Source organism: Xanthomonas translucens pv. undulosa, assembly GCF_017301775.1.
GTDB lineage: Bacteria > Pseudomonadota > Gammaproteobacteria > Xanthomonadales > Xanthomonadaceae > Xanthomonas_A > Xanthomonas_A translucens.
In genome coordinates this window covers 720,046-743,646 of the sequence record NZ_CP063993.1, presented here as the reverse complement: position 1 = coordinate 743,646, position 23,601 = coordinate 720,046, and the positions used below count along the sequence as shown (strand labels likewise).

Genomic DNA, 23,601 nt, shown 5'->3' with positions numbered 1-23,601 from the left:
ACGCAAGGTCAGTCGCGTGTGGGATCGCCGACTGCCTGGCGAGACCAATCCAGCTATTTTCGAAGCTGCGGCTTTTAGCTGCCGCGGCATGCGCGCGCAGCCTCCGCCATGCCAGGCGACGCTGCGTTGCGCTTGCGCGTCGCGCCTTCGCGAGAGCGCGCCGCGCGATCCGGTAAGATGCCCCGGTTAGCGCCGAATCCAGTGAAATGTCCCTCAAGATCAACGAGCTGTGCGTCAACTGCGACGTCTGCGAGCCGGCCTGTCCGAATCAGGCCATCGCGATGGGCGAGACGATCTATGTGATCGATCCGGCCCGCTGTACCGAATGCGTCGGCCATTTCGACGAGCCGCAGTGCGTGGTGGTGTGCCCGGTCGAGTGCATCGATCCGGATCCGGCGATCCCGGAGAGCCACGACCAGTTGCTGGCCAAGCTGCTGCAGTTGCAGCGCGATCATCCCGAGTTGTACCCACAGGAGCCCCCCGCCGCATGAGAACTCTCGTCCGCCGTGTCCTGTTGCTCGCGCTGGTTCTGACGCCGCCGGCGTGGGCCGAGGCGCCGAGCGCCACCGTCGCCGCGCATCCGCCCGGTGCGGCCGTCGCCAGCGGACACCGCCTGGCCACCGATGCCGGCCTGCAAATCCTGCGTGAGGGCGGCAATGCGTTCGACGCGGCGGTGGCGGTGTCCTCGACGCTGGCGGTGGTCGAGCCGATCAGTTCCGGCCTGGGCGGCGGCGGCTTCTTCCTGTTGCACGACGCCAGGACCGGCAAGGACGTGATGCTGGACGCGCGCGAAGTCGCGCCGGAATCGGCGACCGCCGACAAGTTCCTGGACGCCAAGGGCGCACTGGACCGCGACCGCTCGGTCAACGGCCCGTGGTCGGCCGGCATTCCCGGCCTGCCGGCGGCGCTGGTGGAGCTGGCGACCCAGCACGGCAAGCTGCCGCTGCAGCAGTCGCTGGCGCCGGCGATCCGCATCGCCCGCAACGGCTTCCTGGTATACCGGCGCATGGCTCAGGGCTACCAGTCGCGGCGCGAGGTGATGGAGCGCTATCCCGGCACCCGCGAGGTGTATCTGCGCAACGGCAAGCCGATCGCCGAAGGCGACCTGTTCAAGCAGCCGGAACTGGCCAATACCTTGCAGTTGCTGGGCGCCAAGGGCTTCGACGGCTTCTACCGCGGCGCCACCGCCAACAAGCTGCTGGCCGGGGTCAGGCAGGCCGGCGGCCACTGGACCGCCGAGGAACTGGCCGGCTACACGGTCAAGCAGCGCACGCCGATCCGCTTCGACTACAAGGGCTGGACCATCACCACCGCGCCGCCGCCGTCCTCCGGCGGCATCGCCCTGGCCAGCATGCTGCAGATCCTGGAAGGCTACGACCTGAAGGCGATGGACCCGGTGCACCGCACCCATCTGGTGGTGGAAGCGATGCGCCGCGCCTACCGCGACCGCACCTTCTTCCTCGGCGATCCGGATTTCACCGCGGTGCCGCAACGCGTGCTGCTGAGCAAGGACTACGCGGTGGGCCTGCGTTCGACCATCAACCCGGAGAAGGCCACGCCCAGCGACCTGCTGTCGGGCCAGCCGACCCCGCTGGAAGACGACGAGACCACGCATTTCTCGATCATCGACGGCGAGGGCAACCGCGTCGGCGCGACCCAGACCGTGAACCTGCTGTTCGGCTCCGGGCTGATCCCCAAGGGCACCGGCATGCTGCTCAACGACGAGATGGACGACTTCGCGCTCAAGCCCGGCACGCCCAACGTGTTCGGGGTGATGGGCTACGCTGCGAATGCGCCCAAGCCGGGCAAGCGCCCGCTCAGCTCGATGACGCCGACCTTCATGGAGAACGCCGACAGGACGATCGTGCTCGGCACCCCGGGCGGCAGCCGCATCATCACCATGGTGCTGCTCGGCATCCTCGGCTACGACGACGGCCTCAGCGCGCAACAGGTCGCCGCGCTGCCGCGCTACCACCACCAGTGGTTGCCGGACGTGATCGAGGCCGAGACCGGCACCTTCGACGCGGCCACCGTGCAGGGCCTGCAGGCGCTGGGCCACGCGCTCAAGCTGCCCGGCGACAGCGCCGAGGGCGGGCGCGGTTCCAGCCACGTGTGGGGCAACCTGCAGACCGTGGAGTGGGACAAGCGCAACAATGTGCTCAGCGGCGGCAGCGATCCGCGCAACGAGGTCGGCAAGGCCGGGGTGCAACTGGCGGCGCCGCTGCGGTAAGTCGCGGCGGCGCTGTCCCCACTCCCCACTCCCGAGTCCCGAGTCCCGAGTCCCGAGTCCTGAGAAAATGAAACTCTGGTCCATCCAAGGCAATTCGCAGAAACTTGACGGCGGCGCGATGTTCGGCAACGCGCCCAAGGCGATGTGGCAGCACTGGGCCGCGCCCGACGACGGCAACCGCATCGCGCTGGCCTGCCGCGCGCTGCTGGCGCGCCCGCTGGCCGGCAAGACGGTATTGTTCGAGACCGGCGTCGGCGCGTTCTTCGCACCGGCGCTGCGCGAGCGCTACGGGATCCAGGAAGAGCGCCATGTGCTGCTGGATTCGTTGCGCGAGGCCGGTGTCGCGCATCCCGATATCGACGTGGTGGTGCTGAGCCATCTGCACTTCGACCATGCCGGCGGGCTGTTGGCGCCATGGCGCGAGGGCGCGGCGCCGGAACTGCTGTTCCCGAATGCGCGCTTCCTGGTCGGTGCGGCGCACTGGCAGCGCGCGCTGCAGCCGCATCCGCGCGACCGCGCCAGCTTCATTCCCGAATTGCCCGGCCTGCTCGAGGCCAGCGGCCGCCTGGAGCTGGTCGACGGCCACTATTCGCGTACGCTGGGCGAGGCGGTGCGCTTCCGTTTCAGCGACGGGCATACCCCCGGGCTGATGCTGGCCGAGATCGTCGGCGCGCAGCAGGCCGATGGCCAGGCGCATGGCGGCGTCGCGTTCTGCGCCGATCTGATCCCGGGGCGCTCCTGGGTGCATGTGCCGATCACCATGGGCTACGACCGCAACGCCGAACTGCTGATCGACGAAAAGCGCGCATTCCTGGAAGACGCGCTGGCGCGCAACGTGCATCTGTTCTTTACCCACGATCCGGACTGCGCGCTGGCGCAGCTGGCGCGCGATGGCAAGGGCCGTTTCGTCACCACGCATGCGTTGCCGGCACTGCAGGCGCGCGTGCTGGCCGCCGGCATCCCGGCTGGCGGCTGAAAGACCTTGGCGCGGAGCTTGCAGCCGTCATCGCGGCCAGCCAGTATCGGCCCATGAACCTGCCTGCCGCTTTGCGTTGCCTGCTTTTCGCCTGCCTGGTCGTCGCTGGCTGCGCCTCGCGTTCCGAGGATGCCGCCATGTCGCCGATCCGGCTCAACCAGGTCGGCTACCTGCCGGCCGCCAGCAAGCTCGCGGTGGTGCCCGATGGCCATGGCGAGGCCTTCGCGGTCGAACGCGCCGATTCGGGCAAGGTGGTGCTGCGCGGCACGCTGGGGCCGGCGGCGACATGGGCGCCGGCGCAGCAGACGGTGCGCATCGCCGACTTCTCCGCGTTGCGCGCGGCGGGCCACTACCGCTTGCGGGTGGACGGGCTGCCGCCGTCGGACAGCTTCGCCATCGCTGCCGACGCCTACGACGCGGTGGCGCGCGCGGCGCTGAAGGCCTATTACTACAACCGTGCCAGCACCGCGCTGCCCGGCGAGTACGCCGGCCGCCACGCGCGCGCCGAAGGGCATCCGGATACGCATGTCCTGGTCCACGCGTCGGCGGCCTCGCCCGGGCGCCCGGCCGGCACCGTGATCTCCGCGCCGAAGGGCTGGTACGACGCCGGCGACTACAACAAGTATGTGGTCAATTCCGGCATCACCGTCTACACGCTGCTGGCTGCCTACGAGCAGTTTCCGGCTTACTTCGCCGCGCAAAAGGAAGGTATCCCGGACAGCGGCGGCGGCGTGCCGGACATCTTGCGCGAGGTCGACTGGAACCTGCAGTGGCTGCTGGCGATGCAGGATCCGGGCGACGGCGGCGTGTACCACAAGCTGACCAACCTGGACTTCGGCGGCATGCAGATGCCCGACCAGGCGCGCGCGCCGCGTTACGTGGTGCAGAAGAGCACCGCGGCCACGCTCGACTTCGCCGCGGTGATGGCCCAGGCCAGCCGCATCTACGCGCCGTTCGACGACCGCTTCGGCGGTGTGTCCAAACGCATGCTGCAGGCGTCGCGCAGCGCCTGGGCCTGGGCGCAGGCGAATCCGGATGCGGTCTACCGGCAGCCGGCGGATGTGCACACCGGCGGCTACGCCGACGACAAGCTCGACGACGAGTTCGCCTGGGCGGCGACCGAGCTATACCTGGCCACGGGTGAGGATGCCTTCTACGACGCGGCGATGGCGCGCAATGTGCCTGCGAGCGTGCCGAGCTGGGGCTCAGTGGGTGGGCTGGCCTGGATGTCGCTGGCGCAGCACCGCGCGCGGCTGACTGCGCATGCCGACCAGGCGCGCATCGCCCACGAGATCGACGGCGTGGCCGCGCAACTGCTGCGCGCCTGGCAGGATTCGGCGTGGAAGCTGGCGATGACCCCGGGCGACTTCCACTGGGGCAGCAACGGCAACGCGCTGAACCAGGCGGTGCTGCTGTTGCAGGCGTATCAGCTGGAGCACAAGCCGCAGTATCTGCAGGCCGCGCAGTCGCAACTGGACTACGTGCTCGGACGCAATCCGCTGGGCATGTCGTTCGTGACCGGCATCGGCGCACGCTCGCCGCTGCACATCCACCATCGCATCTCCATCGCCGATGGCGTCGCCCTGCCGGTGCCGGGCCTGCTGGTCGGCGGTCCGCAACCGGGCCAGCAGGATGCCAGGGTGTGCAAGCACGCCTACGCCTCGTCCCTGCCGGCGCTGTCCTACCTGGACCAGGAGTGCAGCTACGCCAGCAACGAAGTGGCGATCAACTGGAACGCGCCGCTGGTGTACGTGAGCGCGGCGCTGCAGAACCTGCAGCGCTGAGGTCACGCGGAGCTGCGGCTCAGGCGACCCGCGTACCGAAGATGCGGTCGCCGGCGTCGCCGAGGCCGGGCAGGATGTAGCCCTTGTCGTTGAGGTGGTCGTCGATCGCGGCGGTGTAGACCTCCACGTCCGGATGCGCCGCTTCCAGCGCCTGCAGCCCTTCCGGCGCGGCGACCAGGAAGATGCCCTTGATCCGCCGCGCGCCGGCGCGCTTGAGCATGTCCACGGTGGCGATCAGGGTGCCGCCGGTGGCCAGCATCGGGTCCAGGATCAGTGCGTCGCGTTCTTCCAGGCGGCCGGTGAGGCGCTCGAAGTAGGGCACCGGCTGCAAGGTCTCCTCGTCGCGCTGCAGGCCGACCACGCTGACCCGCGCCGTCGGAATCAGCGCCAGCACGCCGGGCAGCATGCCCAGCCCCGCGCGCAGGATCGGCACCAGGGTGATCTTGGCGCCGGCGATGCGTTGTACCTGGGTGGGGCCGGCCCAGCCCTCCATGGTGTGCGTTTCCGTCTCCAGGTCGGCGGTGGCCTCGTAGCCGAGCAGGGTACCCAGTTCGGTGACCAGTTCGCGGAAGCCCTTGGTGCTCAGCGCGGCATCGCGCAGCAGGCCGATCTTGTGCTGCACCAGCGGATGGCGGACTTCGACGATCTTCATGGGCGCACTCGCACGGGGGATGCGCACAGTGTGCCGCAGCCGCCGCGAGCGCCGCCAGTTGCGTGCAGCCACGAGTGCTGGCCACCGGAACCAGCCGGAGGCGCGAAATCCGGCCGGCAGCTCTGCCGGTCCGCCGCGTCGATGGCGGGGTAGAGGCGGCACTCGAAACGCGTGCCGATCGCCGCCACCAGGTGCCCGCGCGCCGAGAAGCCCGGCACGCCGATCCCGACCAGAAGGAAGGCTGGTTGCCAGCGAGGGTGGTGGTCGAATCGACCGGATGCAGCCGCGCCAGCGCGACTCACCGCGCCAGGCGGTAGAGCAGGAACCCTGCCAGCGCCAGCAGCGCCCAGCACGCCAGTCCCAAGACCCTCACGGCATCGTCGCTGGCGACCAGGCTGCCGCTGGCAGTGCAGTAGAACAGCGGTCGGCCGTGGCGGCGCTGCCCGGGCCGACGCGGTGGCCGGTCGCGGCGGGCCTTGGCGCGGATCCAGCCCAGCGACAGCACCGGCCATGCCAGGCAGCCACTCCCGTAGCCGAACAACTGCAGAACGCGTTCGAACAGCTGCCGGGCGATCGCCTCGGCCAGGTCCTGCAGCATGCGCCGGCCGGCCTCAGGCGGCTGCGGCCTGCGCCAGGCGCGGACCCTCGCGCAGCGCGCGGCCGATCAAGCCAACCAACAGATCCAGCTCGTCGCTGTCCATCGCGAAATGCGGGGTGAAGCGCAGCGAGTTCTCGCCGCCGTGGATCACGTTGACCCCGTGCTGGCGCAGCCATTCCTCGGTGGATCCGGCGCCGTAGCACTTGAACTGCGGGGCTAGCGCGCAGGAGAACAGCAGGCCGGTGCCCTGCACCTGGGTGATCAGCCCGCCGAGCTCGCTCTTGAGCTTCTCAAGTTTCTGCACCGCCTCGGCGCCGCGCGCGCGGATGTTGGCGCGCACCTGCGGGGTCAGCTGCGCCAGCGTGGCGCTGGCTACGTCCAGCGCGCGCGGGTTGCTGGTCATGGTGTTGCCGTAGGTGCCCCTGCGGTACAGCTGCGCGGCATGCTCGGTCACCGCCAGCACCGACAGTGGGTACTGCGCGGCATTGAGCGCCTTGGAATAGGTTTCCATGTCCGGCGCGTCGAGCTGTTCGAAGCCGGGGTAGTCCACCACCGACAGCACACCGTGCGCGCGCAGCCCGGCCTGGATCGAATCGACCAGCAGCAGGCTGCCGTGGGCGCGGGTCAACTCGCGCGCGGCGGCATAGAACGCCGGCGGCAGCGCGCGGCCCGGGTCGCCTTCGCCCATCACCGGCTCCAGGAACACCGCCTCGACGAAGCAGCCGTGCCGCTCGGCGTCGGCGAACGCGCGGCGCAAGGCCTCCACGTCGTAGGGCGCGATCGCGATCACCGAATCCTCGCCGCGATAGCTGGCCAGGTGCTGCACGTAGGCCTTGCGGCTGGAATCAGAATACAGCCCCGGCCGGTCGGTGCGGCCGTGGAAACTGCCCTTGACCACGATGCGCTTGATCCGGGCGCCGGCATGGCGCGCGCCGGGGTCGGTCTGCAGCTTGGCGTTGATGTCGGCGATGCGCGCGGCCAGGCCGACCGCTTCGGAGCCGGAGTTGAGGCACATGAACTTGCTGTACGGACAGCCGCCGCGGCTTTGGCCGATCTCGGCGCGCAGCGCGCGCTCGAAGCGCAGCTGCGCCAGGCTCGGGGTCATCACGTTGGCCATCGCCTGCGGCCGCGCCATCGCTTCCAGCACCGCGTCCGGGGTGTGGCCGAAGCCGAGCATGCCGTAGCCGCCGGCGTCGTACAGCACCGCGCCCTTCAGCGTGACCACCCATGGCCCGCGTGCGGCCAGCGCCACGTATGGGGTCACCGCGTCGTCGGCGTAGAAGTTGACGAAGCCGGCCTGCAGAGTGCGGATCTGCTCGATCTCGTCCAGTTCGAGCAGCTCGGCGAACTCCGTGGACAGGCGCGCATGGTCCGCCGCGGCGGCGTCGATCGCGGCGCCCAGCTGCGGGTGCGAGGCGGCCAGACGTTCGATGCTGGCATCGTCCAGGCCGGCGGTCAGGCGTTCGCCGGCATGGGCGCGCAGCGGGGCGAGGGGGCCGAGTACGGACATGCGGGATCTCCTGGAGGCGGGGCGTTTAGCGATAGGCTTTCTATTATCAGGACCGGATCGTCGGTTGGCAGAGTTGATTTGTGCAGGAAATCGGATAATTTCGTCGATTCGACGAAATCCGGCCGCGCATGAAGATCACCCCCTCCGACGAACGCCTGCTCTCGCTGCTGCGCGAGGACGCGCGCGCCTCCACCGCGCAGATCGCGCGCAAGCTTGGCCTGTCGCGCACCACCGTGCAGAGCCGGATCGAGCGGCTGGAGCGCGAGGGGGTGATCTGCGGTTACACCGTGCGCACCCGTGACGACTTCGAGCAAGGCCACCTCCGCGCGCACATCCTGATCACCGTGCTGCCGAAGAAGATGACCTCGGTGGTCAAGGCGCTGCGCGAGATCGACGAGGTCCGCATACTGCATTCGGTCAGCGGCTCCTACGACCTGATCGCGTTAGGCGTGGTGCCGGGCGTCAACGACATGGACGTGCTGACCGACCGCATCGGCGCGGTGGATGGGGTGGAGCGGACGACGTCGTCGATCATTCTTTCGACCAAGTTCGAGCGGTGAGGGGCCGGGAATCGGGAATGGGGAGTTGGGAATCGCAAAAGCGGACGGCTGCAGGAGCGCAGGATGCCGCTCTTGCGATTCCCGATTCCCCATTCCCGGCCGGCTACAATGGCCGGCCACCCGTACTGTGATGCGCCGGCCTTGAAGAAGTCCGATTTCCGCTACGAGCTGCCCGAGGAACTGATCGCCCAGGCGCCGCTTGCCGAACGTTCCGCCAGCCGCCTGCTGCTGGTGCCGCCGGCGCCAGGGCCGTTCGCCGACCGCCAAGTGCGCGATCTGCCCGACCTGCTGCAGCCGGGCGATCTGCTGGTGTTCAACGATACCCGGGTGATCCCGGCCCGGCTCTTCGGGCACAAGCGCAGTGGCGGGCGCGTTGAGATCCTGATCGAGCGCCTGCTCGGCGGCCAGCGCGCGCGCGCGCAGCTGGGCGTGAGCAAGTCGCCCAAGGCCGGTGCGCGCATCGCCCTGGATGCCGGCGGCGAGGCCGAGGTGCTGGACCGCGACGGCGAGTTCTACGTGCTGGAATTCCACGTGCCCGACACCCTGGAGGCGTGGCTGCAGCAGGCCGGACGCCTGCCGTTGCCGCCGTACATCCGCCGCGAGCCCGGGCTGGACGACCGCGAGCGCTACCAGACCGTGTTCGCGCGCCAGGCCGGTGCGGTCGCCGCGCCGACCGCCGGCCTGCATTTCGATGCGCCGTTGCTGGAGGCGCTGCAGGCGCGCGGCGTGAGCGTCGGCCATGTCACCCTGCACGTGGGCGCCGGCACCTTCCAGCCGGTGCGGGTGGAGGCGCTCGCCCAGCACGTGATGCACCTCGAATGGCTCAACGTCGGCGCCAGCCTGGTCGAGCAGGTGCGGCGCACGCGCGCCGCCGGCGGCCGCGTGATCGCGGTCGGGACCACGGTGGTGCGCGCGCTGGAAAGCGCCTCCAAGGATGGCGAGCTGCATCCGTTCGCCGGCGAGACGCAGATCTTCATCCTGCCCGGCTACCGCATCCGCAGCGTCGATGCGATGGTCACCAACTTCCACCTGCCGGAGAGCACGCTGCTGATGATGGTCTCGGCTTTCGCCGGCCGCGAGCGCATCTTCGACGCGTATCGGCATGCGATCGAACAGCGCTACCGCTTCTTCAGCTACGGCGATGCGATGTTGTTGTGGGGCGGGGAATCGGGAATGGGGAATGGGGCGTCGTAAAAGCCAGAAGCCGTTGCTCGGTCCGTTGTCGTTTCCATTTCCGATTCCCGATTCTCCATTCCCGGCCTCTCCATGTCCCGATTGCAGTTCCAGCTCGATACCACCGACGGCGCCGCGCGTCGCGGGCGCCTGACCTTCCCGCGCGGCACGGTGGAAACCCCCGCGTTCATGCCGGTCGGCACCTACGGCTCGGTCAAGGGCGTGCTGCCCGAGCAGATCAAGGCGCTGGGCGCGCAGATCATCCTCGGCAATACCTTACACCTGTACCTGCGGCCGGGCCTGGACGTGATCGGCGACCACGGCGGGCTGCACGGCTTCGCCCGCTGGGACGGGCCGATCCTGACCGATTCGGGCGGTTTCCAGGTGTTCTCGCTGGCGCACCGGCGCAAGATCAGCGAGCAGGGCGTGACCTTCGCCTCGCCGACCGACGGCGCCAAGGTGTTCCTGGGGCCGGAGGAGAGCATGCGGATCCAGAGGGTGCTCCACTCGGACATCGTGATGATCTTCGACGAATGCACCCCGTACCCCGCCACCGAGGACGTCGCGCGCCGCTCGATGGAGCTGAGCCTGCGCTGGGCGCAGCGCTCGCGCGATGCGCACGATGCCTTGAGCAACGACGCGGCGCTGTTCGGCATCGTCCAGGGCGGCGTGCATGCCGACCTACGCACGCGCTCGATCGAGGGCCTGCAGGCGATCGGCTTCGACGGCTACGCGATCGGCGGGCTGGCGGTGGGCGAGCCGGAGCACGAGCGCAACGCGATGCTCGAACACCTGCATCCGCGGCTGCCTGCCGACCGCCCGCGCTACCTGATGGGGGTCGGGCGGCCGGAGGACCTGGTCGAGGGCGTGGCCCGCGGCGTGGACATGTTCGACTGCGTGATGCCGACCCGCAACGCGCGCAACGGCCACTATTTCACTGCGTTCGGCACCGTACGCATCCGCAACGCCCGCTACGAGCGCGACCTGGCGCCGATCGAGCCGGGCTGCGGCTGCCACGCCTGCAGCGGCGGCTATACCCGTGCCTACCTGCGCCATCTGGACCGTTGCAATGAGATGCTGGCGCCGATGCTGGGCACCCTGCACAACCTCTGGTACTACCAGAAGCTGATGGCCGACATGCGCGCGGCGATCGCCGCGGGAACCTTTGCCCAGTTCCGGCGGTCCTTCTATGCGGCGCGCGGGGCGGAAGCGACACCGCTCCCATCGGAGCAGTGACAAATCCCCTCTCCCCCGGGAGAGGGGTTGGGGGAGGGTCCGGCGCGCAGCGTCTCGCGGAGTCTGGGTGCACCAGGCTGCGCCCGTACCCTCATCCGCCGCTGCGCGGCACCTTCTCCCCGTGGCAGAAGGAACAGCGGTCCCGGTGGGAGAGGAGAGGCGTTGCGGCCCGAACCAGGGGCAAGGAGAGATCGTGGCATAATCGGCGGCTGCTTGCCGCCTCCGGCGACAAACCAGCAGTCCGTGCCTTTCCCGGCGACGGGCTGCCCACACCATAGGACACACCGATGAACCCGCTCGATCTCCTGATTCCCGTGGCCCAGGCGCAGACCGCCGGCGCCGCTCCTGCCGCCGGTGGCGGCATGCAGATGTTCCTGCTGCCGATCATTCTGATCGCGGTGATGTACTTCGTGATGATCCGCCCGCAGATGAAGCGGCAGAAGGAGCACAAGTCGATGCTGGACAAGCTCGGTCGCGGCGACGAGGTCATCACCTCCGGCGGCGTGGCCGGCGTGGTCACCGACATCGGCGACAACTTCATCACTGTGGAAATCGCCGACAACGTGCGCATCCGCGTGCAGAAGGCAGCCATCGGCAACGTGCTGCCCAAGGGCACGCTGAAGTCCGCCTGATCCATTTCTCTTACTGCTAGGCGCGGCGCCGGCGTGGCGTCGCGCGGGGTCCTGCAATGCTCGAGTTTCCGCGCTGGAAGTATTTCCTCATCCTGACCGTGCTGGCGTTCAGCGCGTTGTACGCGCTGCCCAACGTCTACCAGAAGGACCCTTCGGTACAGATCACCGCCAGCCGCGGCGGCCAGCTCGACGAGGCCCTGCGCGAGCGGGTCAGCGCCGACCTCAAGGCGGCCGGGATCACCCCCAAGTCGGTGGCCAGGCAGGGCGATAGCCTGATGGTGCGCCTGCCGAGCCTGCAGGCGCAGACCCGCGCCAACGACATCCTGCGCCAGCAGGTGGGCGAGAACTACACGGTGGCGCTGAACCTGGCCTCGACCGTGCCGCAGTGGCTGTCGGCGATCGGCGGCAAGCCGATGGTGCTGGGCCTGGACCTGGTGGGCGGGGTGCACTTCGCGCTGCAGGTGGACCAGAAGGCGGCGCTGGACAAGCGCCTGGATGCTTTCGCCGAGGACATCCGCACCACCCTGCGCGACAACCGCATCGCCTACCGTTCGGTCGAGCGCCGTGCCGACAACAGCATCCAGGTCGGCCTGGGCGAGGGCGCCGACGCAGACGCCGCGCGTGCCGCGCTGGCCAAGGCGCAGCCGACGCTGAGCTATGCCGTGTCCGGGCAGGCCATCGCGGTCAGCGTGCCCGACGCCGAGCTCAAGCAGATCGCCGCCGGCGCGATCGAACAGAACCTGACCACGCTGCGCAACCGCGTCAACCAGCTGGGCGTGGCCGAGCCGATCATCCAGCGCCAGGGCGAGGACCGCATCGTGGTCGAGCTGCCCGGCGTGCAGGACACTGCCGAGGCCAAGCGCATGATCGGCGCCACCGCCACGCTGGAGTTCCGCGGCGTGGTCGAAGGCAATGCCGAGGATGCGGTGCGCACCGGCAACATCCCGCCGGAGGCCAAGGTGTTCCGCCTGCGCGACAGCGGCGCCCCGGTGCTGCTGAACAAGCGCGTGCTGGTGTCCGGCGACCAGATGGTCGGCGCGGTGGTCAGCAACGACCAGAACGGGCTGCCGGCGGTGTCGGTGACCCTCAACAACGTCGCCGGCCAGCGCATGTTCGACTACACCAGCGCCAACACCGGCAAGCTGATGTCGGTGGTCTACACCGAGCGCATCCCGACCGTGAGCATGGTCGACGGCAAGGAAGTGCGCAGCGTGCGGGTCAAGGAAGAGGCGCTGGCGCCGACCCGCATCGCCGGCGTGTTCGGCAAGAACTTCCAGACCACCGGCCTGGAGAAGGTCGAGGCCGAGAACCTGGCCAAGCTGCTGCGCGCCGGTTCGCTGGCCGCGCCGATGGATTTTGTCGAGGAATACGTGATCGGCCCGAGCCTGGGCGCGGAGAACGTCGAGCGCGGCGTCACCGCGGTGGTCTATGCGTTCCTGTTCACCCTGGTGTTCTTCGGCGTGTACTACCGCATGTTCGGCGCGATCACCTCGGTGGCGCTGCTGATGAACCTGCTGATCGTGGTCTCGGTGATGTCGCTGTTCGGCGCCACCATGACCTTGCCCGGCTTCGCCGGCCTGGCCTTATCGGTCGGCCTGTCGGTGGACGCCAACGTGCTGATCAACGAGCGTATCCGCGAGGAGCTGCGGCTGGGCGTACCGCCGAAATCGGCGATCGCCGCCGGTTACGAGAAGGCGGGCGGTACCATTCTCGACGCCAACCTCACCGGCCTGATCGTCGGCGTGGCCCTGTACGCGTTCGGGACCGGGCCGCTGAAGGGCTTCGCGCTGACCATGATCATCGGCATCTTCGCCTCGATGTTCACCGCGATCACCGTGTCGCGCGCGCTGGCGACGCTGATCTACAGCCGCCGCAAGAAGCTCAAGTCCGTCGCTATCTGATGCGAGTCCCTCGCAATATCCCGTACACATGCGAGTCCCTCGCCAAAGCCTGCACATCCCTGTGCGGCGTTTAAAAAATTGAAGAGCACGTCTCCATGAAAATTTTCCCGCTCCATCTGATCCCGAACGACACCAAGATCGACTTCATGCGTTGGCGGCGTCCGACCCTGGTGCTGATGCTGGTGCTGGCGGTGGCCTCGCTCGGGGTGATCTTCGGCAAGGGCTTCAACTACGCGCTGGAGTTCACCGGCGGTGCGCTGGTGCAGACCAGCTTCCAGAAGCCGGTGGACATCGACCACGTGCGCGAGCAGCTGGCCACGGCCGGCTTCGAGAACGCGCAGGTGCAGAACGTCGGCAGCGGCAACGCGATCGTGATCCGCCTGCAGCCGCAGGGCGAGCACAACAACGAAGACCTGACCAAGAACCTCGCCGAGCAGGTGCGCAAGGCGGTGACCACGGCGGAAAATCCGGCGACGGTGAAGCCGGGCGAATTCGTCGGCCCGCAGGTCGGCAAGGACCTGGCGCTGAACGGCGTGTACGCGACGCTGTTCATGCTGGTCGGCTTCCTGATCTACATCGCGTTTCGCTTCGAGTGGAAGTTCGCGGTGGTGGCCAGCCTGACCGCGCTGTTCGACCTGCTGGTGACGGTGGCCTACATTTCGCTCACCGGCCGCGAATTCGACCTGACCGTGCTGGCCGGCATGCTGTCGGTGATGGGTTTTGCGATCAACGACATCATCGTGGTGTTCGACCGCGTGCGCGAGAACTTCCGCAGCCTGCGCGTGGAACCGGTGGAAGTGCTGAACCGCTCGATCAACCAGACCCTGTCGCGCACCGTGATCACCGCGGTGATGTTCTTCCTGTCGGCGCTGGCGCTGTACCTGTACGGCGGCACCTCGATGGAAGGCCTGGCCCTGACCCACATGATCGGCGCGGTCATCGTGGTGGTGTCCTCGGTGATCGTGGCGGTGCCGTTGCTGTCGATCGGCCCGTTCCAGGTGACCAAGCAGGACCTGCTGCCCAAGACCAGGGATGTGGAGGCGTTGGCGCGGAGGCCCTGAGGGGGCCGGGACTGGGGACTGGGGACTGGGGACTCGGGACTCGGAAGAGCCGGGACCGGGGGCCAGGGACCAGGGACCAGTAAAAGCGCTTCTCGCTGCGGCGGGAATCAGTGCAAAAAAAGCCGCGCATCTGCGCGGCTTTTTTGTTTCGAACGGCTGTCGGCGGATACGTGTCGCAATCGCGCTCTAGGCTCATGTTCTTCCGGGTCCCGAGTCCCGGCTCCTCAATCAAAACTTCGCGTCGAACTCCGCCGCATACCCGGTGTTGATGATCAGCTTCTGCAGCGCGTCGCTGACCTTGATGTTGCCGGCCACGATCTGGTACTGCGGGACGCCGCGGTCGTCGATGCGGCCCGGGGTGGCGCCCTTGAAGTCGGTGATGCGGCCGCCGGCCTCGCGCACCAGCAGCACGCCGGCGGCGATGTCCCAGGCCTTCACCCCCGCCTCGAAGTAGGCGTCGGTGCGGCCGCAGGCCACGTAGGCCAGGTCCAGCGCGGCCGAGCCGGTGCGGCGGATGTCCTCGGCCTGCACCATCAGTGCGTCCACGCACTTGAGCTGGGCGCTGGTGCGCTTGCGCTCGCGCGGGGCGAAGCCGGTGTTGACCATCGCCCCGCTCAGGTCCTTGCGCTCGCTGACGCGGATGCGGCGGTCATTGAGTACCGCGCCGTTGCCGCGGCTGGCGGTGAACAGCTCGTTGCGCAGCGGATCGAAGATCACCGCGTCGATCGGCTCGCCGTTCTCGACCAGCGCGATCGACACGCAGTAGTGCGGGAAGCCGCGCAGGTAGTTGCTGGTGCCGTCGAGCGGATCGATCACCCACATGTAGCGGCCGCCGCCCTGCACGCCGCCTTCCTCGCCCATCACCCCGTAATCGGGATAGGCGCGGCGCAGTTCCTTGACGATCACTTTCTCCGCGTCGGCATCGACTTCGCTGGCGTAGTCCATGCGGTCCTTCTGCACCACGTTCAGCGCTTCCAGCCGGTTGATATGGCGCAGCAGCACATTGCCGGCGAGGCGGGCGGCCTTGACCATGACGGTGACGGCGGGTTTTTGCATGGCAACGGCTCCCGAGAGGGCGGAGAAGGATCTGGCGGAGGAAAAGAACAGTCCGGCGCGAAGGCCGGCCGCGCAGTTTACCATCTACGCCCCGTTCGCTCCGCATCTTCCTGCCATGACCGCTTCTGCCCGCATCCGCTTCGTTCTGGTCGGTACCCAGCATCCCGGCAACATCGGCGCGGCGGCGCGGGCGATGAAGACCATGGGCCAGGCGCGGCTGGTGCTGGTGGCGCCGGAGCGCGCGCTCGACGAGGACGCCTACCGGCGCTCGGCCGGCGCCGAGGACCTACTGCAGCAGGCGCCGGTGCTGGCCACCCTGGCCGAGGCGGTGGCCGATTGTCAGTTGGTGCTCGGCTGCACCGCGCGCAGCCGGCGGGTGTCGCTGGAAGAGCTGCTGCCGGTGGACGGCGCGCAGCGCCTGGTGACCGCCGCCGCGCAGGCCGAGGTGGCGCTGGTGTTCGGCCGCGAGCGCACCGGCCTGACCAACGAGGAACTGCAGCTGTGCCACGCGGCGGTGCACATTCCTTCCGATCCCGCGTTTAGCTCGCTCAACCTGGCCGCTGCGGTGCAGGTGCTGGCCTATGAGCTGCGCCTGGCGCACTTGCGCGGCGCGGGCACCGCGCCAGTGGCGCCGGAACCCGGTTTTCGCGAGGCCGCGGCCAGCCATGCGCAGCTGGAAGGCCTGTTCGGGCAGTTGGCCGACACCCTGGACGATATCGACTTCCACAAGGGCCGCGCGCCGGATTCGGCGATGCGCAAGCTGCGCCGGCTGTTCCTGCGCAACGCGCTGAGCGAGCAGGAAGTGCGGCTGCTGCGCGGGATCCTGTCCGATGCGCAGCGCATGGCGCGGCTGGCCGGACAGGCGCGTAGTTAGTTTCGGGACTCGGGATCCGGGACTCGGCTAAGCAGGAGCCCTAGTCTTTGGTAGCTGGTCGCTTGCTGTGGTGCACGGCACGTTCGCTTCCTTGCCGCGCCATGGGCGCCCCGAGTCCCCAGTCCCGAGTCCCCGCCTTCACAGCTGTCGCCAGCTGACGCTTTCGGCTAGGCTTATGGAGTCTACATGGGGAATGTGGTTTGCAAAGTTCGCGGTGGCGTGTCGTCATGGTGTGGCTGGCGCTGGCGATCTGCTGGCCCTCGGTGGTGCACGCGCGCCCGTCGGTGTTGGTGCTGGGCCGCATCAGCGACAACCCCAAGGCCCATTACGAGCAACTGAAACCATTGCTGGATTACGTGGTGCCGCGCATGCGCGATGTCGGCATCACCTCCGGGCAGATCCTGATGGCGCGCGACAGCCAGCAGATGAGCAGCTACCTGCGCCGCGGCCGGGTCGACTGGATCACCGAAACCGCGGCTACCGCGATGGCGCTGCAACAGCGCGGCGGGGTGCGGCCGTTGCTGCTGACCGAGCGTGGCGGGGTGCGCGAGTACCACACCGTGTTCTTCGTGCGCCGCGACGGTCCGCTGCACACCCTGTGCGACCTGCAGGGACGGACCCTGGCGCTGCAGAGCACCTTGTCCACCAGCGCCTACCTGGTGCCGATGATGACCCTGTTCGAACACGACCTGCACCCGGAGATACTGCTCTCGCCGAAGGATCAGGCCTCGGCGAACACGGTTGGCTACGTGTTCGCGCGCTCCGAGCTCAACATCGCCTCCTACGTGCACAAGCACTTGGTGGACGCCGGCGCGCTGAGCAACCTGGACTGGGACGACGACCGCCGCGTGCCGCCCACGTTACGCCGCGATTTTAGAGTGATCTACCGTACCGAGCCGTTCCCGCGTGCGGTGGAGATGGTCCGCGGCGACCTGGCCTCGCCGGTGGAGGCGCGTCTGCGCGAGGTGTTGCTGGAAGCCGCCGACGACCCGCAGGGCAGCGCCGCGCTGCACAAGTTCTTCGGCACCTCCGGCTTCTACCCGGTCGATCGGGCCTCGCAGAAGCGGCTGGATCAGCTGCGTGCCGGCGTTGCGCAGGTCAAGCTGGAAGTGGAATGAAGAGGCTGCGCTTCGGACTGCAGGCCAGGTTCCTGCTGGCGATGGGCGTGGCCGCGTTGCTGATCCTGGCGATCCTGGCGTTGATGCTGGAGCGGCAGGCGGCGATGCACAACGAGGTGCGCACGCTCAGCGGCAACGTGATCCATGGCCTGTTCGACCGTAGCATGCGCACCCGCGGCGAAACCCTGGCACGGCAGCTGTCCGATTCGCTGGCCAATCCCGTGTACTACTCCGACCTGGACGCGATCGGCACCCAGGTGCGCGCGGCGCTGGGTTACGTGGCGGTGGCCTACGTGCTGGTGTACGACGCCGACGGGCGCCTGATCCACGACGGCAGCGACGATCTGCCCGGCTACGGCCAGCGCATGCGCGGCCCGATGGCCGATGCGGCGATCAAGGCCAATGGCCTGCTGGCGCAGGAGTCCGACGAGATCCTGGATGTGTCGATGCCGATCATGATCGGCGACCAGCGCGTGGGTGGGGTACGCGTGGGCATGTCCTGGACGCGGGCGTTGGTCTACGAGCGCAAGGCCGGCGAGAACCTGGACGAACGCCTGGGCGCGTTGGGCAAGCGCCACCTCGGCTGGCTGCTGCTGCTGCTGGCGGCGCTGGCGCTGACCGCGGTGATGGTGGCGATCTACGTGCAGCGCACGCTGGTGGCGCCGGTGCGCTGGCTGGCCGCGGCCGCGCGCCAGATCGAGGCCGGCGACTACGTCGTGGAGCGCCGCGACAGCGGTCGCCACGACGAGGTCAGCGAACTGCTGCGCGCATTCGTGCGCATGAGCGAGGCGATCGCGCGCCACGACCGCGACGTGCGCCACATGGCCTACACCGACGCCTTGACCGGGCTGACCAACCGGCTCGCGTTCCGCGAGGCGCTGGACCACCGCATGCTGTCCGCGCGCGCCTCGCACCGGCGCCTGGCGCTGTTGTTCGCCGACATCGACGACTTCAAGCGGATCAACGACACCCTCGGCCACGAGGCCGGCGACGAGGCGCTGCTGCAGTTCGCGCGGCGCATCCAGCTAGCGGTGGAACAGTTGGGCGGGCACGACGCGTTGCTGGCTCGCTTCGGCGGCGACGAATTCGTGATCCTGGTCGAGGACGAGCATGCGGTGCAAGCCGCCACCGGCCTGGCCGAGCGTCTGGTGCAGGAACTGCGTGAGCCGCTGCGGATCCAGGACCGTGAAGTGTTCATGGGTACCTCGATCGGCATCACCGTCTACCCCGGCGATGCCGAGGACGCGTCGGCGCTGCTGAAGAACGGCGACATCGCGATGTACCAGGCCAAGCTGGCCGGCAAGAACTGTCACCGTTTCTACAGCCGCGCGATGGACTACGCGGTGGAACGGCGCTTGCACATGGAGCACGAGTTGCGCGGCGCCTGGGACCGCGACGAACTGAAGCTGGTGTACCAGCCGATCTTCCGCACCGTGGACCGGCGCATGGTCGGTGTGGAGGTGCTGCTGCGCTGGCAGCACCCGGCGCTGGGCACGATCTCGCCGACGGTGTTCATCGACGTGGCCGAGCAGAGCGGGCTGATCGAGAGTATCGGCTCCAAGGTGCTGCGTGCGGCCTGCCTGGAGGCCACGCACTGGCAGCGCTTCGACGGCAGTTGCGACCTGTTCGTGTCGGTCAACGTGTCGCCGCGGCAGCTGCGCAGCGGCGACCTGCCGGAAATCGTCGCCGACTGCCTGCGCGAATCCGGGCTGCCGGCGGCGCAGCTGCACCTGGAGCTGACCGAGACCGCGGTGATCGGCGACGAGCTGAAGGCCGCGAGCATGCTGGCGCGACTGCACCGCACCGGGGTCAAGGTATGGCTGGACGACTTCGGCACCGGCTTCTCCGGCCTGAGCCACCTGCGCCAGGTGCCGGTGGACGGGGTCAAGATCGACAAGAGCTTCGTCGCCGACCTGCAGCGCGACCCCGACGACCTGGCGCTGACCACCGCGATCATCGCGATGGCGCATTCGCTGGGCATCACCGTGGTCGCCGAGGGCATCGAGCAGGAAGTGCAGTTCGAACTGCTGCGCGAGCGCGGCTGCGAACTGGGGCAGGGCTTCTGGCTCAGCCACCCGCTCAGTGCCGCCGAATTCCGCCAGCTGCTGGCCAGCGAGGGCATGCCGCGCGGTCAAGTCTAGTTCGGGACCGGGACCGGGACTCGGAAGAGCGGGGTTCACCGTGCTGCAAGATCCCGAATGAAAAATGGCCGCGCGGATGGCGGCTTTTTATTCGGTGAAGGCCAGGGGAATGGGGTGTCGCCATCGTTCCCGGCGTTCCGGCTTTCGCTGTTCCGGGTCCCCGGTCCCGAGTCCCGACAAAACCTACAGCGCCCGCTTCCCCGTATCGCCAGCAATCTCACGCACCAGATTCGGCACCAGATACCCGGACAGCCGGGCGGCCAAGGCCTGGTGCAGCGCGCGCGCGGTGGCGTCGTCCACTTCGAAATGGGCTACGCCCTCGACCCGATCCAACTGGTGCAGGTAGTACGGCAGCACGCCGGCGGCGAAGCTGCGCTCGCTCAGCGCGGCCAGCGCGGCGACGCTGTCGTTGACCCCGCGCAGCAGTACCGCCTGATTCAGCAGGTGCGCTCCGCTGCCACGCAGCTGCGCCAGCGCGGCATCCACGCTGGCGTCGAATTCGTTGGCGTGGTTGGCGTGGATCACGAACGCCACCGGCCACGGCAGTGCGCGCAGCCAGGCAAGCAGCGGCGCATCGACGCGCTCGGGCAGTACCACCGGCAAGCGGCTATGGATGCGCAGGCGTTTGAGATGCGGAATGTCCGCGAGCGCCTCGGTCAGCTCGACCAGCTTGGAGGTGGCCAGCGACAGCGGGTCGCCGCCGGACAGGATCACCTCGTCGATGTCCGGGTCGGCGGCGATCGCCGCCACCGCCTCGCGCCAGCCGTCGCGTGCGGCGGTTTCCTCGGCATACGGGAAGTGGCGGCGGAAACAATAGCGGCAGTGCACCGCGCAGCTGCCGGTGGCGACCAGCAGCGCCCGGCCGCGGTATTTCTGGATCACCCCGTCGGCCTTCTTGGCCGCCGCGTCGCCCACCGCGTCCAGCGCGAAGCCCGGCACCCGGCGCAGTTCGGCGCCGATCGGCAGCACCTGGCGCAGCAGCGGATCGTGCGGGTCGCCATGGCGCATGCGCGCCACGAAGCCGCGCGGCACGCGCAGCGCGAACTGCGTCGCAGCCTGTTCGGAGACGCCGAGCGCCTGCGCATCAAGCCCCAGCAACGCCAGCAACTCGCGCGGGTCGCGCACGGCATCGCGCCACAGCTGCTGCCAGCGCGGTGCAGTCAGGACGGCGGGGGACGGGGACGGCTGCATCGGGCGGTGGGCTGCGGTTATCATATGCGGTCATAAAACGAGTGCCCGCCGGTGCGGCGGGGCTTTCCATTCTATCCGGCCGGCCGCCGAACGCGGCGGGTTTGCCTTACCCGAGGAGTTTCAGATGGCCAGCTACGGCATGAACGACGTCAAGAACGGGATGAAGATCCTGGTCAACAGCGAGCCCGCGATCATCACCGATACCGAATACGTCAAGCCGGGCAAGGGCCAGGCCTTCACCCGCATCAAGTACCGCTTCATCAAGTCCGGGCGCGTGGTCGAACTGACCATGAAGGCGACCGACAGCCTGGAAGCGGCCGACGTGGTCGATACCAACATGCAGTACCTGTACACCGACGGCGAGTACTGGCACTTCATGCAGCAGGAGACCTTCGAGCAGGTGCAGGCCGACAAGACCGGCGTCGGCGACGCCGCCAAGTGGATCAAGGGCGAAGAGGATTGCGTGGTGACGCTGTGGAACGGCACCCCGATCCAGGTCACCCCGCCGAACTTCGTCGAACTGAAGATCGTCGAGACCGACCCGGGCGTGCGCGGCGACACCTCCGGCGGCGGCGGCAAGCCGGCCACGCTGGAAACCGGTGCCGTGGTGCGGGTGCCGCTGTTCGTCGGCCAGGACGAAATCATCAAGGTCGATACGCGCTCGGGCGAGTATTTCTCGCGCGTCAAGTAAGCCCACGGCCGGCGCGGCCGGGCGGCACCTGGCCGCCCGCTGGCAGCCGGCAGCGGCTGCGCTGAACGGCAGCAGGTCGCACGGGTTCGCCGCGTGCGGCCGCCACGCCGATGCAATGCCGAATCGCCGTGCGGCGATCGCGGCCGATCCGTTTCCAGGAATTCCCGCGACCATGAGCCACGCCGCCAGCGCCGATGCCAAGTACCCGCACGACCGGGTCGTGTTCTTCAGCGGTGCGGTGTTCGCTATCGCCATCACCTTGCTGGCGGTGGAGATCAAGGTGCCGGGGCATGCCCAGGTCGAGGCCGCCGGCGGCATCCTGGCCGCGTTGCGGCACATGCTGCCGCTGTTCATCGGGTTCGCGGTCAGCTTCCTGGTCACCGCGCTGTTCTGGAAGTCGCATCTGCAGCTGTGCCGGCACACCCGCCAGTTCGACGAACGGCTGATCTGGCTCAACGTGCTGCAACTGTTGCTGATCGGCCTGCTGCCGTTTTCCACCGCACTGTATTCGGACTATTTCGGCAGCCACGAGGCGTTCGCGGTGTATTGCGCGCATCTGGCCGCGATCGGTGCGGCCGCCTACCTGATGCATGCCTACGCGGTGCGCAAGGAAGGCCTGGTGCAGCGGCTGGGCGCGCTGCAGGCGCGAGCGATGACGCTGCGCGTGGCGGTCGCGCCGGTGGTGTTCGCGCTGTGCATTCCGCTGGCGATGGTTGCGCCGCTGCTTGGGCGGCTGGGCTTCGTGGCCGTGTTCGTGCTGCAGTGGGGGGTGATGCGCGTGTACCAGCGGCGCATCGACCAGGCCCAGGCGGCAACCTGATCTTTCCTTTTCCAGAGCGCTTGCGATGACCTCCATTCCCGAATCCTGCGACCTGCTGATCGAAGCCGGTTACGTGGTCCCGATCGAACCGCATGCGGTGGTGCTGGAAGACCACGCGGTGGCGGTGCGCGGCAGCGAGATCGTCGCGGTGTTGCCGCGCGCCGAGGCGCAAGCGCGTTTCGCCGCCGCGCGCACCGTGTCGCGCCCGGACGCGGCGCTGCTGCCGGGCCTGGTCAACGCGCACACCCACAACCCAATGACGCTGTTGCGCGGCATCGCCGACGACCTGCCGCTGATGGTGTGGTTGCAGCAGCACATCTGGCCGGTGGAGACCGCGGTGATCGGCCCGGAGTTCGTCGCCGACGGCACCGCGTTGGCGATCGCCGAGATGCTGCGCGGCGGCACCACCTGCGCCAACGAGAACTACTTCTTCTCCGACGTGCAGGCCGCGGTGTACAAGCAGCACGGTTTCCGCGCGCGCGTGGGCACGGTGATCATCGATTTCCCGACCGCCTGGGCCAAGACCTCCGACGAATACTTCGAACGCGCCTGCGAGGTGCACGACCAGTGGCGCAACGATCCGCTGATCGGCATCGCCTTCGCCCCGCACGCGCCGTACACGGTCAACGACGCCAACTTCGAGCGGGTGCGGATGCTGTCCGACCAGCTCGACGTGCCGGTGCACCTGCACACCCACGAGACCGCGCAGGAAATCGCCGACTCGCTCAAGCAGTACGGCCAGCGCCCGCTGGCGCGGCTGGACCGGCTCGGACTGGTCAACGATCGCCTGATCGCAGTGCACATGACCCAGCTCACCGACGCGGAGATCCACCTGTGCGCCGAGCGCGGGGTCAGCGTGGTGCATTGCCCCGAATCCAATCTCAAGCTCGCCTCCGGCTTCTGCCCGGCCTGCGCGCTGCAGCGTGCGGGCGTGAACCTGGCGATCGGCACCGACGGCTGCGCCAGCAACAACGACCTGGACATGTTCAGCGAGAACCGCACCGCGGCGATCCTGGCCAAGGCGGTGGCCAACGACGCCACCGCGCTGGATGCGGCGACCACGCTGCGCGCGGCCACGCTGGGCGGCGCGCGCGCGCTGGGCTTCGGCGAGAAGATCGGTTCGATCGAGGTCGGCAAGCAGGCCGACCTGATCTGCGTGGACCTGTCGGCGCTGGAGACCCAGCCGCTGCACAACGTGCTGTCGCAGCTGGTGTACGCGGCCGGCCGGCAGCAGGTCAGCGACGTGTGGATCGCCGGCCAGCGCAAGCTCGAACAGCGCGTGCTGGTGGACATGGATACGGACGCGCTGGTCGCCAACGCGCGGCAGTGGCGCGAACGCATCCGCAGCGTGCACGCTTGATCTGCTTTCCTGCCGTGCCGCGATCCGCGCGCGGCCC

Annotated in this window: 21 protein-coding genes and 1 pseudogene; 16 read left to right on the top strand and 6 right to left on the bottom strand. The window is 68.6% G+C overall.

Features of this window, described 5'->3' with window-relative positions:
* Positions 1–206: 206 nt before the first annotated feature.
* The 4 genes from ISN38_RS03040 to ISN38_RS03025 all read left to right on the top strand — a co-directional run bounded on the left by ISN38_RS03040 (position 207) and on the right by ISN38_RS03025 (position 4,990).
* Positions 207–491 (top strand): YfhL family 4Fe-4S dicluster ferredoxin, encoded by a 285-nt coding sequence (locus tag ISN38_RS03040; RefSeq protein WP_003466018.1) that lies wholly within the window; start codon positions 207–209, stop codon positions 489–491.
* Positions 488–2,230: a gamma-glutamyltransferase gene (ggt, locus tag ISN38_RS03035; protein ID WP_038236628.1), complete on the top strand. Its 1,743-nt coding sequence runs from the start codon at positions 488–490 to the stop codon at positions 2,228–2,230. The genes ISN38_RS03040 and ggt overlap by 4 nt, the downstream gene beginning before the upstream one ends.
* A 67-nt stretch (positions 2,231–2,297) precedes the next feature.
* Positions 2,298–3,206, top strand: a complete 909-nt coding sequence (locus tag ISN38_RS03030; RefSeq protein WP_003466023.1) for an MBL fold metallo-hydrolase — start codon at positions 2,298–2,300, stop codon at positions 3,204–3,206.
* A 53-nt stretch (positions 3,207–3,259) separates the two neighbouring features.
* Positions 3,260–4,990, top strand: coding sequence for a glycoside hydrolase family 9 protein (locus tag ISN38_RS03025; protein ID WP_058358590.1), 1,731 nt, complete (start codon positions 3,260–3,262; stop codon positions 4,988–4,990).
* Positions 4,991–5,009: 19 nt separating this feature from the next.
* Here ISN38_RS03025 and upp read toward each other — a convergent pair whose 3' ends face one another.
* From upp to ISN38_RS03010, 4 genes and pseudogenes are all read right to left on the bottom strand, one after another.
* Positions 5,010–5,642, bottom strand: coding sequence for a uracil phosphoribosyltransferase (gene upp, locus ISN38_RS03020; protein ID WP_047324773.1), 633 nt, complete (start codon positions 5,640–5,642; stop codon positions 5,010–5,012).
* A gap of 62 nt (positions 5,643–5,704) precedes the next feature.
* A pseudogene (locus tag ISN38_RS20100) lies at positions 5,705–5,866 on the bottom strand (alpha/beta hydrolase); the annotation flags it as partial.
* Between the two features lie 74 nt (positions 5,867–5,940).
* Positions 5,941–6,240, bottom strand: a complete 300-nt coding sequence (locus ISN38_RS03015) for a hypothetical protein (RefSeq protein WP_003466029.1) — start codon at positions 6,238–6,240, stop codon at positions 5,941–5,943.
* Between the two features lie 13 nt (positions 6,241–6,253).
* Positions 6,254–7,750 carry an aminotransferase class III-fold pyridoxal phosphate-dependent enzyme gene (locus tag ISN38_RS03010; RefSeq protein WP_003466030.1) on the bottom strand — a complete coding sequence of 499 codons (1,497 nt, stop codon included), beginning with the start codon at positions 7,748–7,750 and terminating at the stop codon, positions 6,254–6,256.
* Positions 7,751–7,878: 128 nt separating this feature from the next.
* Between ISN38_RS03010 and ISN38_RS03005 the strand changes: the two genes are divergently transcribed.
* The 6 genes from ISN38_RS03005 (at position 7,879) to secF (ending at position 14,313) form a co-directional block, all read left to right on the top strand.
* A complete protein-coding gene (locus tag ISN38_RS03005) occupies positions 7,879–8,310 on the top strand; it encodes an Lrp/AsnC family transcriptional regulator (RefSeq protein WP_003466031.1) in 432 nt (143 codons plus the stop codon).
* Between the two features lie 141 nt (positions 8,311–8,451).
* Complete coding sequence (gene queA, locus ISN38_RS03000; protein WP_003466034.1) at positions 8,452–9,504, top strand: tRNA preQ1(34) S-adenosylmethionine ribosyltransferase-isomerase QueA; 1,053 nt, start codon at positions 8,452–8,454, stop codon at positions 9,502–9,504.
* Between the two features lie 72 nt (positions 9,505–9,576).
* Positions 9,577–10,719, top strand: a complete 1,143-nt coding sequence (gene tgt, locus ISN38_RS02995) for a tRNA guanosine(34) transglycosylase Tgt (protein ID WP_206712059.1) — start codon at positions 9,577–9,579, stop codon at positions 10,717–10,719.
* A gap of 287 nt (positions 10,720–11,006) precedes the next feature.
* The gene (gene yajC, locus ISN38_RS02990) at positions 11,007–11,351 is read left to right on the top strand and encodes a preprotein translocase subunit YajC (protein WP_047324774.1); all 345 of its coding nucleotides are present in this window, start codon (positions 11,007–11,009) and stop codon (positions 11,349–11,351) included.
* 56 nt (positions 11,352–11,407) lie between these two features.
* Entirely contained in the window at positions 11,408–13,252 is a 1,845-nt protein-coding gene (secD, locus tag ISN38_RS02985) for a protein translocase subunit SecD (protein WP_206712058.1), read from the top strand.
* Between the two features lie 95 nt (positions 13,253–13,347).
* Complete coding sequence (gene secF / locus ISN38_RS02980) at positions 13,348–14,313, top strand: protein translocase subunit SecF (protein WP_003466071.1); 966 nt, start codon at positions 13,348–13,350, stop codon at positions 14,311–14,313.
* A gap of 228 nt (positions 14,314–14,541) precedes the next feature.
* Here the strand turns inward: secF and ISN38_RS02975 are convergent, their stop codons facing one another.
* On the bottom strand, positions 14,542–15,369 hold the full coding sequence (locus tag ISN38_RS02975) for an inositol monophosphatase family protein (RefSeq protein ID WP_003466074.1): 828 nt from the start codon (positions 15,367–15,369) through the stop codon (positions 14,542–14,544).
* A 115-nt stretch (positions 15,370–15,484) separates the two neighbouring features.
* Here ISN38_RS02975 and ISN38_RS02970 point away from each other — a divergent pair, with 115 nt between their 5' ends.
* The 3 genes from ISN38_RS02970 (at position 15,485) to ISN38_RS02960 (ending at position 19,502) form a co-directional block, all read left to right on the top strand.
* A complete protein-coding gene (locus ISN38_RS02970; protein WP_003466077.1) occupies positions 15,485–16,243 on the top strand; it encodes an RNA methyltransferase in 759 nt (252 codons plus the stop codon).
* 227 nt (positions 16,244–16,470) lie between these two features.
* On the top strand, positions 16,471–17,361 hold the full coding sequence (locus ISN38_RS02965; protein ID WP_003466090.1) for a phosphate/phosphite/phosphonate ABC transporter substrate-binding protein: 891 nt from the start codon (positions 16,471–16,473) through the stop codon (positions 17,359–17,361).
* A complete protein-coding gene (locus tag ISN38_RS02960) occupies positions 17,358–19,502 on the top strand; it encodes a putative bifunctional diguanylate cyclase/phosphodiesterase (RefSeq protein ID WP_003466093.1) in 2,145 nt (714 codons plus the stop codon). Before ISN38_RS02965 ends, ISN38_RS02960 begins: the two co-directional genes overlap by 4 nt.
* 183 nt (positions 19,503–19,685) lie before the next feature.
* On the opposite strand, the gene epmB is transcribed toward ISN38_RS02960, so the two are convergent.
* A complete protein-coding gene (gene epmB, locus ISN38_RS02955) occupies positions 19,686–20,717 on the bottom strand; it encodes an EF-P beta-lysylation protein EpmB (RefSeq protein ID WP_003466095.1) in 1,032 nt (343 codons plus the stop codon).
* A 100-nt stretch (positions 20,718–20,817) separates the two neighbouring features.
* Between epmB and efp the strand changes: the two genes are divergently transcribed.
* From efp to ISN38_RS02940, 3 genes are all read left to right on the top strand, one after another.
* Positions 20,818–21,384 carry an elongation factor P gene (gene efp, locus ISN38_RS02950; protein WP_003466096.1) on the top strand — a complete coding sequence of 189 codons (567 nt, stop codon included), beginning with the start codon at positions 20,818–20,820 and terminating at the stop codon, positions 21,382–21,384.
* A gap of 172 nt (positions 21,385–21,556) precedes the next feature.
* Positions 21,557–22,204, top strand: coding sequence for a TMEM175 family protein (locus tag ISN38_RS02945; protein WP_003466098.1), 648 nt, complete (start codon positions 21,557–21,559; stop codon positions 22,202–22,204).
* Positions 22,205–22,229: 25 nt separating this feature from the next.
* Positions 22,230–23,564, top strand: coding sequence for a TRZ/ATZ family hydrolase (locus ISN38_RS02940; protein WP_003466099.1), 1,335 nt, complete (start codon positions 22,230–22,232; stop codon positions 23,562–23,564).
* The last annotated feature ends 37 nt before the right edge of the window (positions 23,565–23,601 follow it).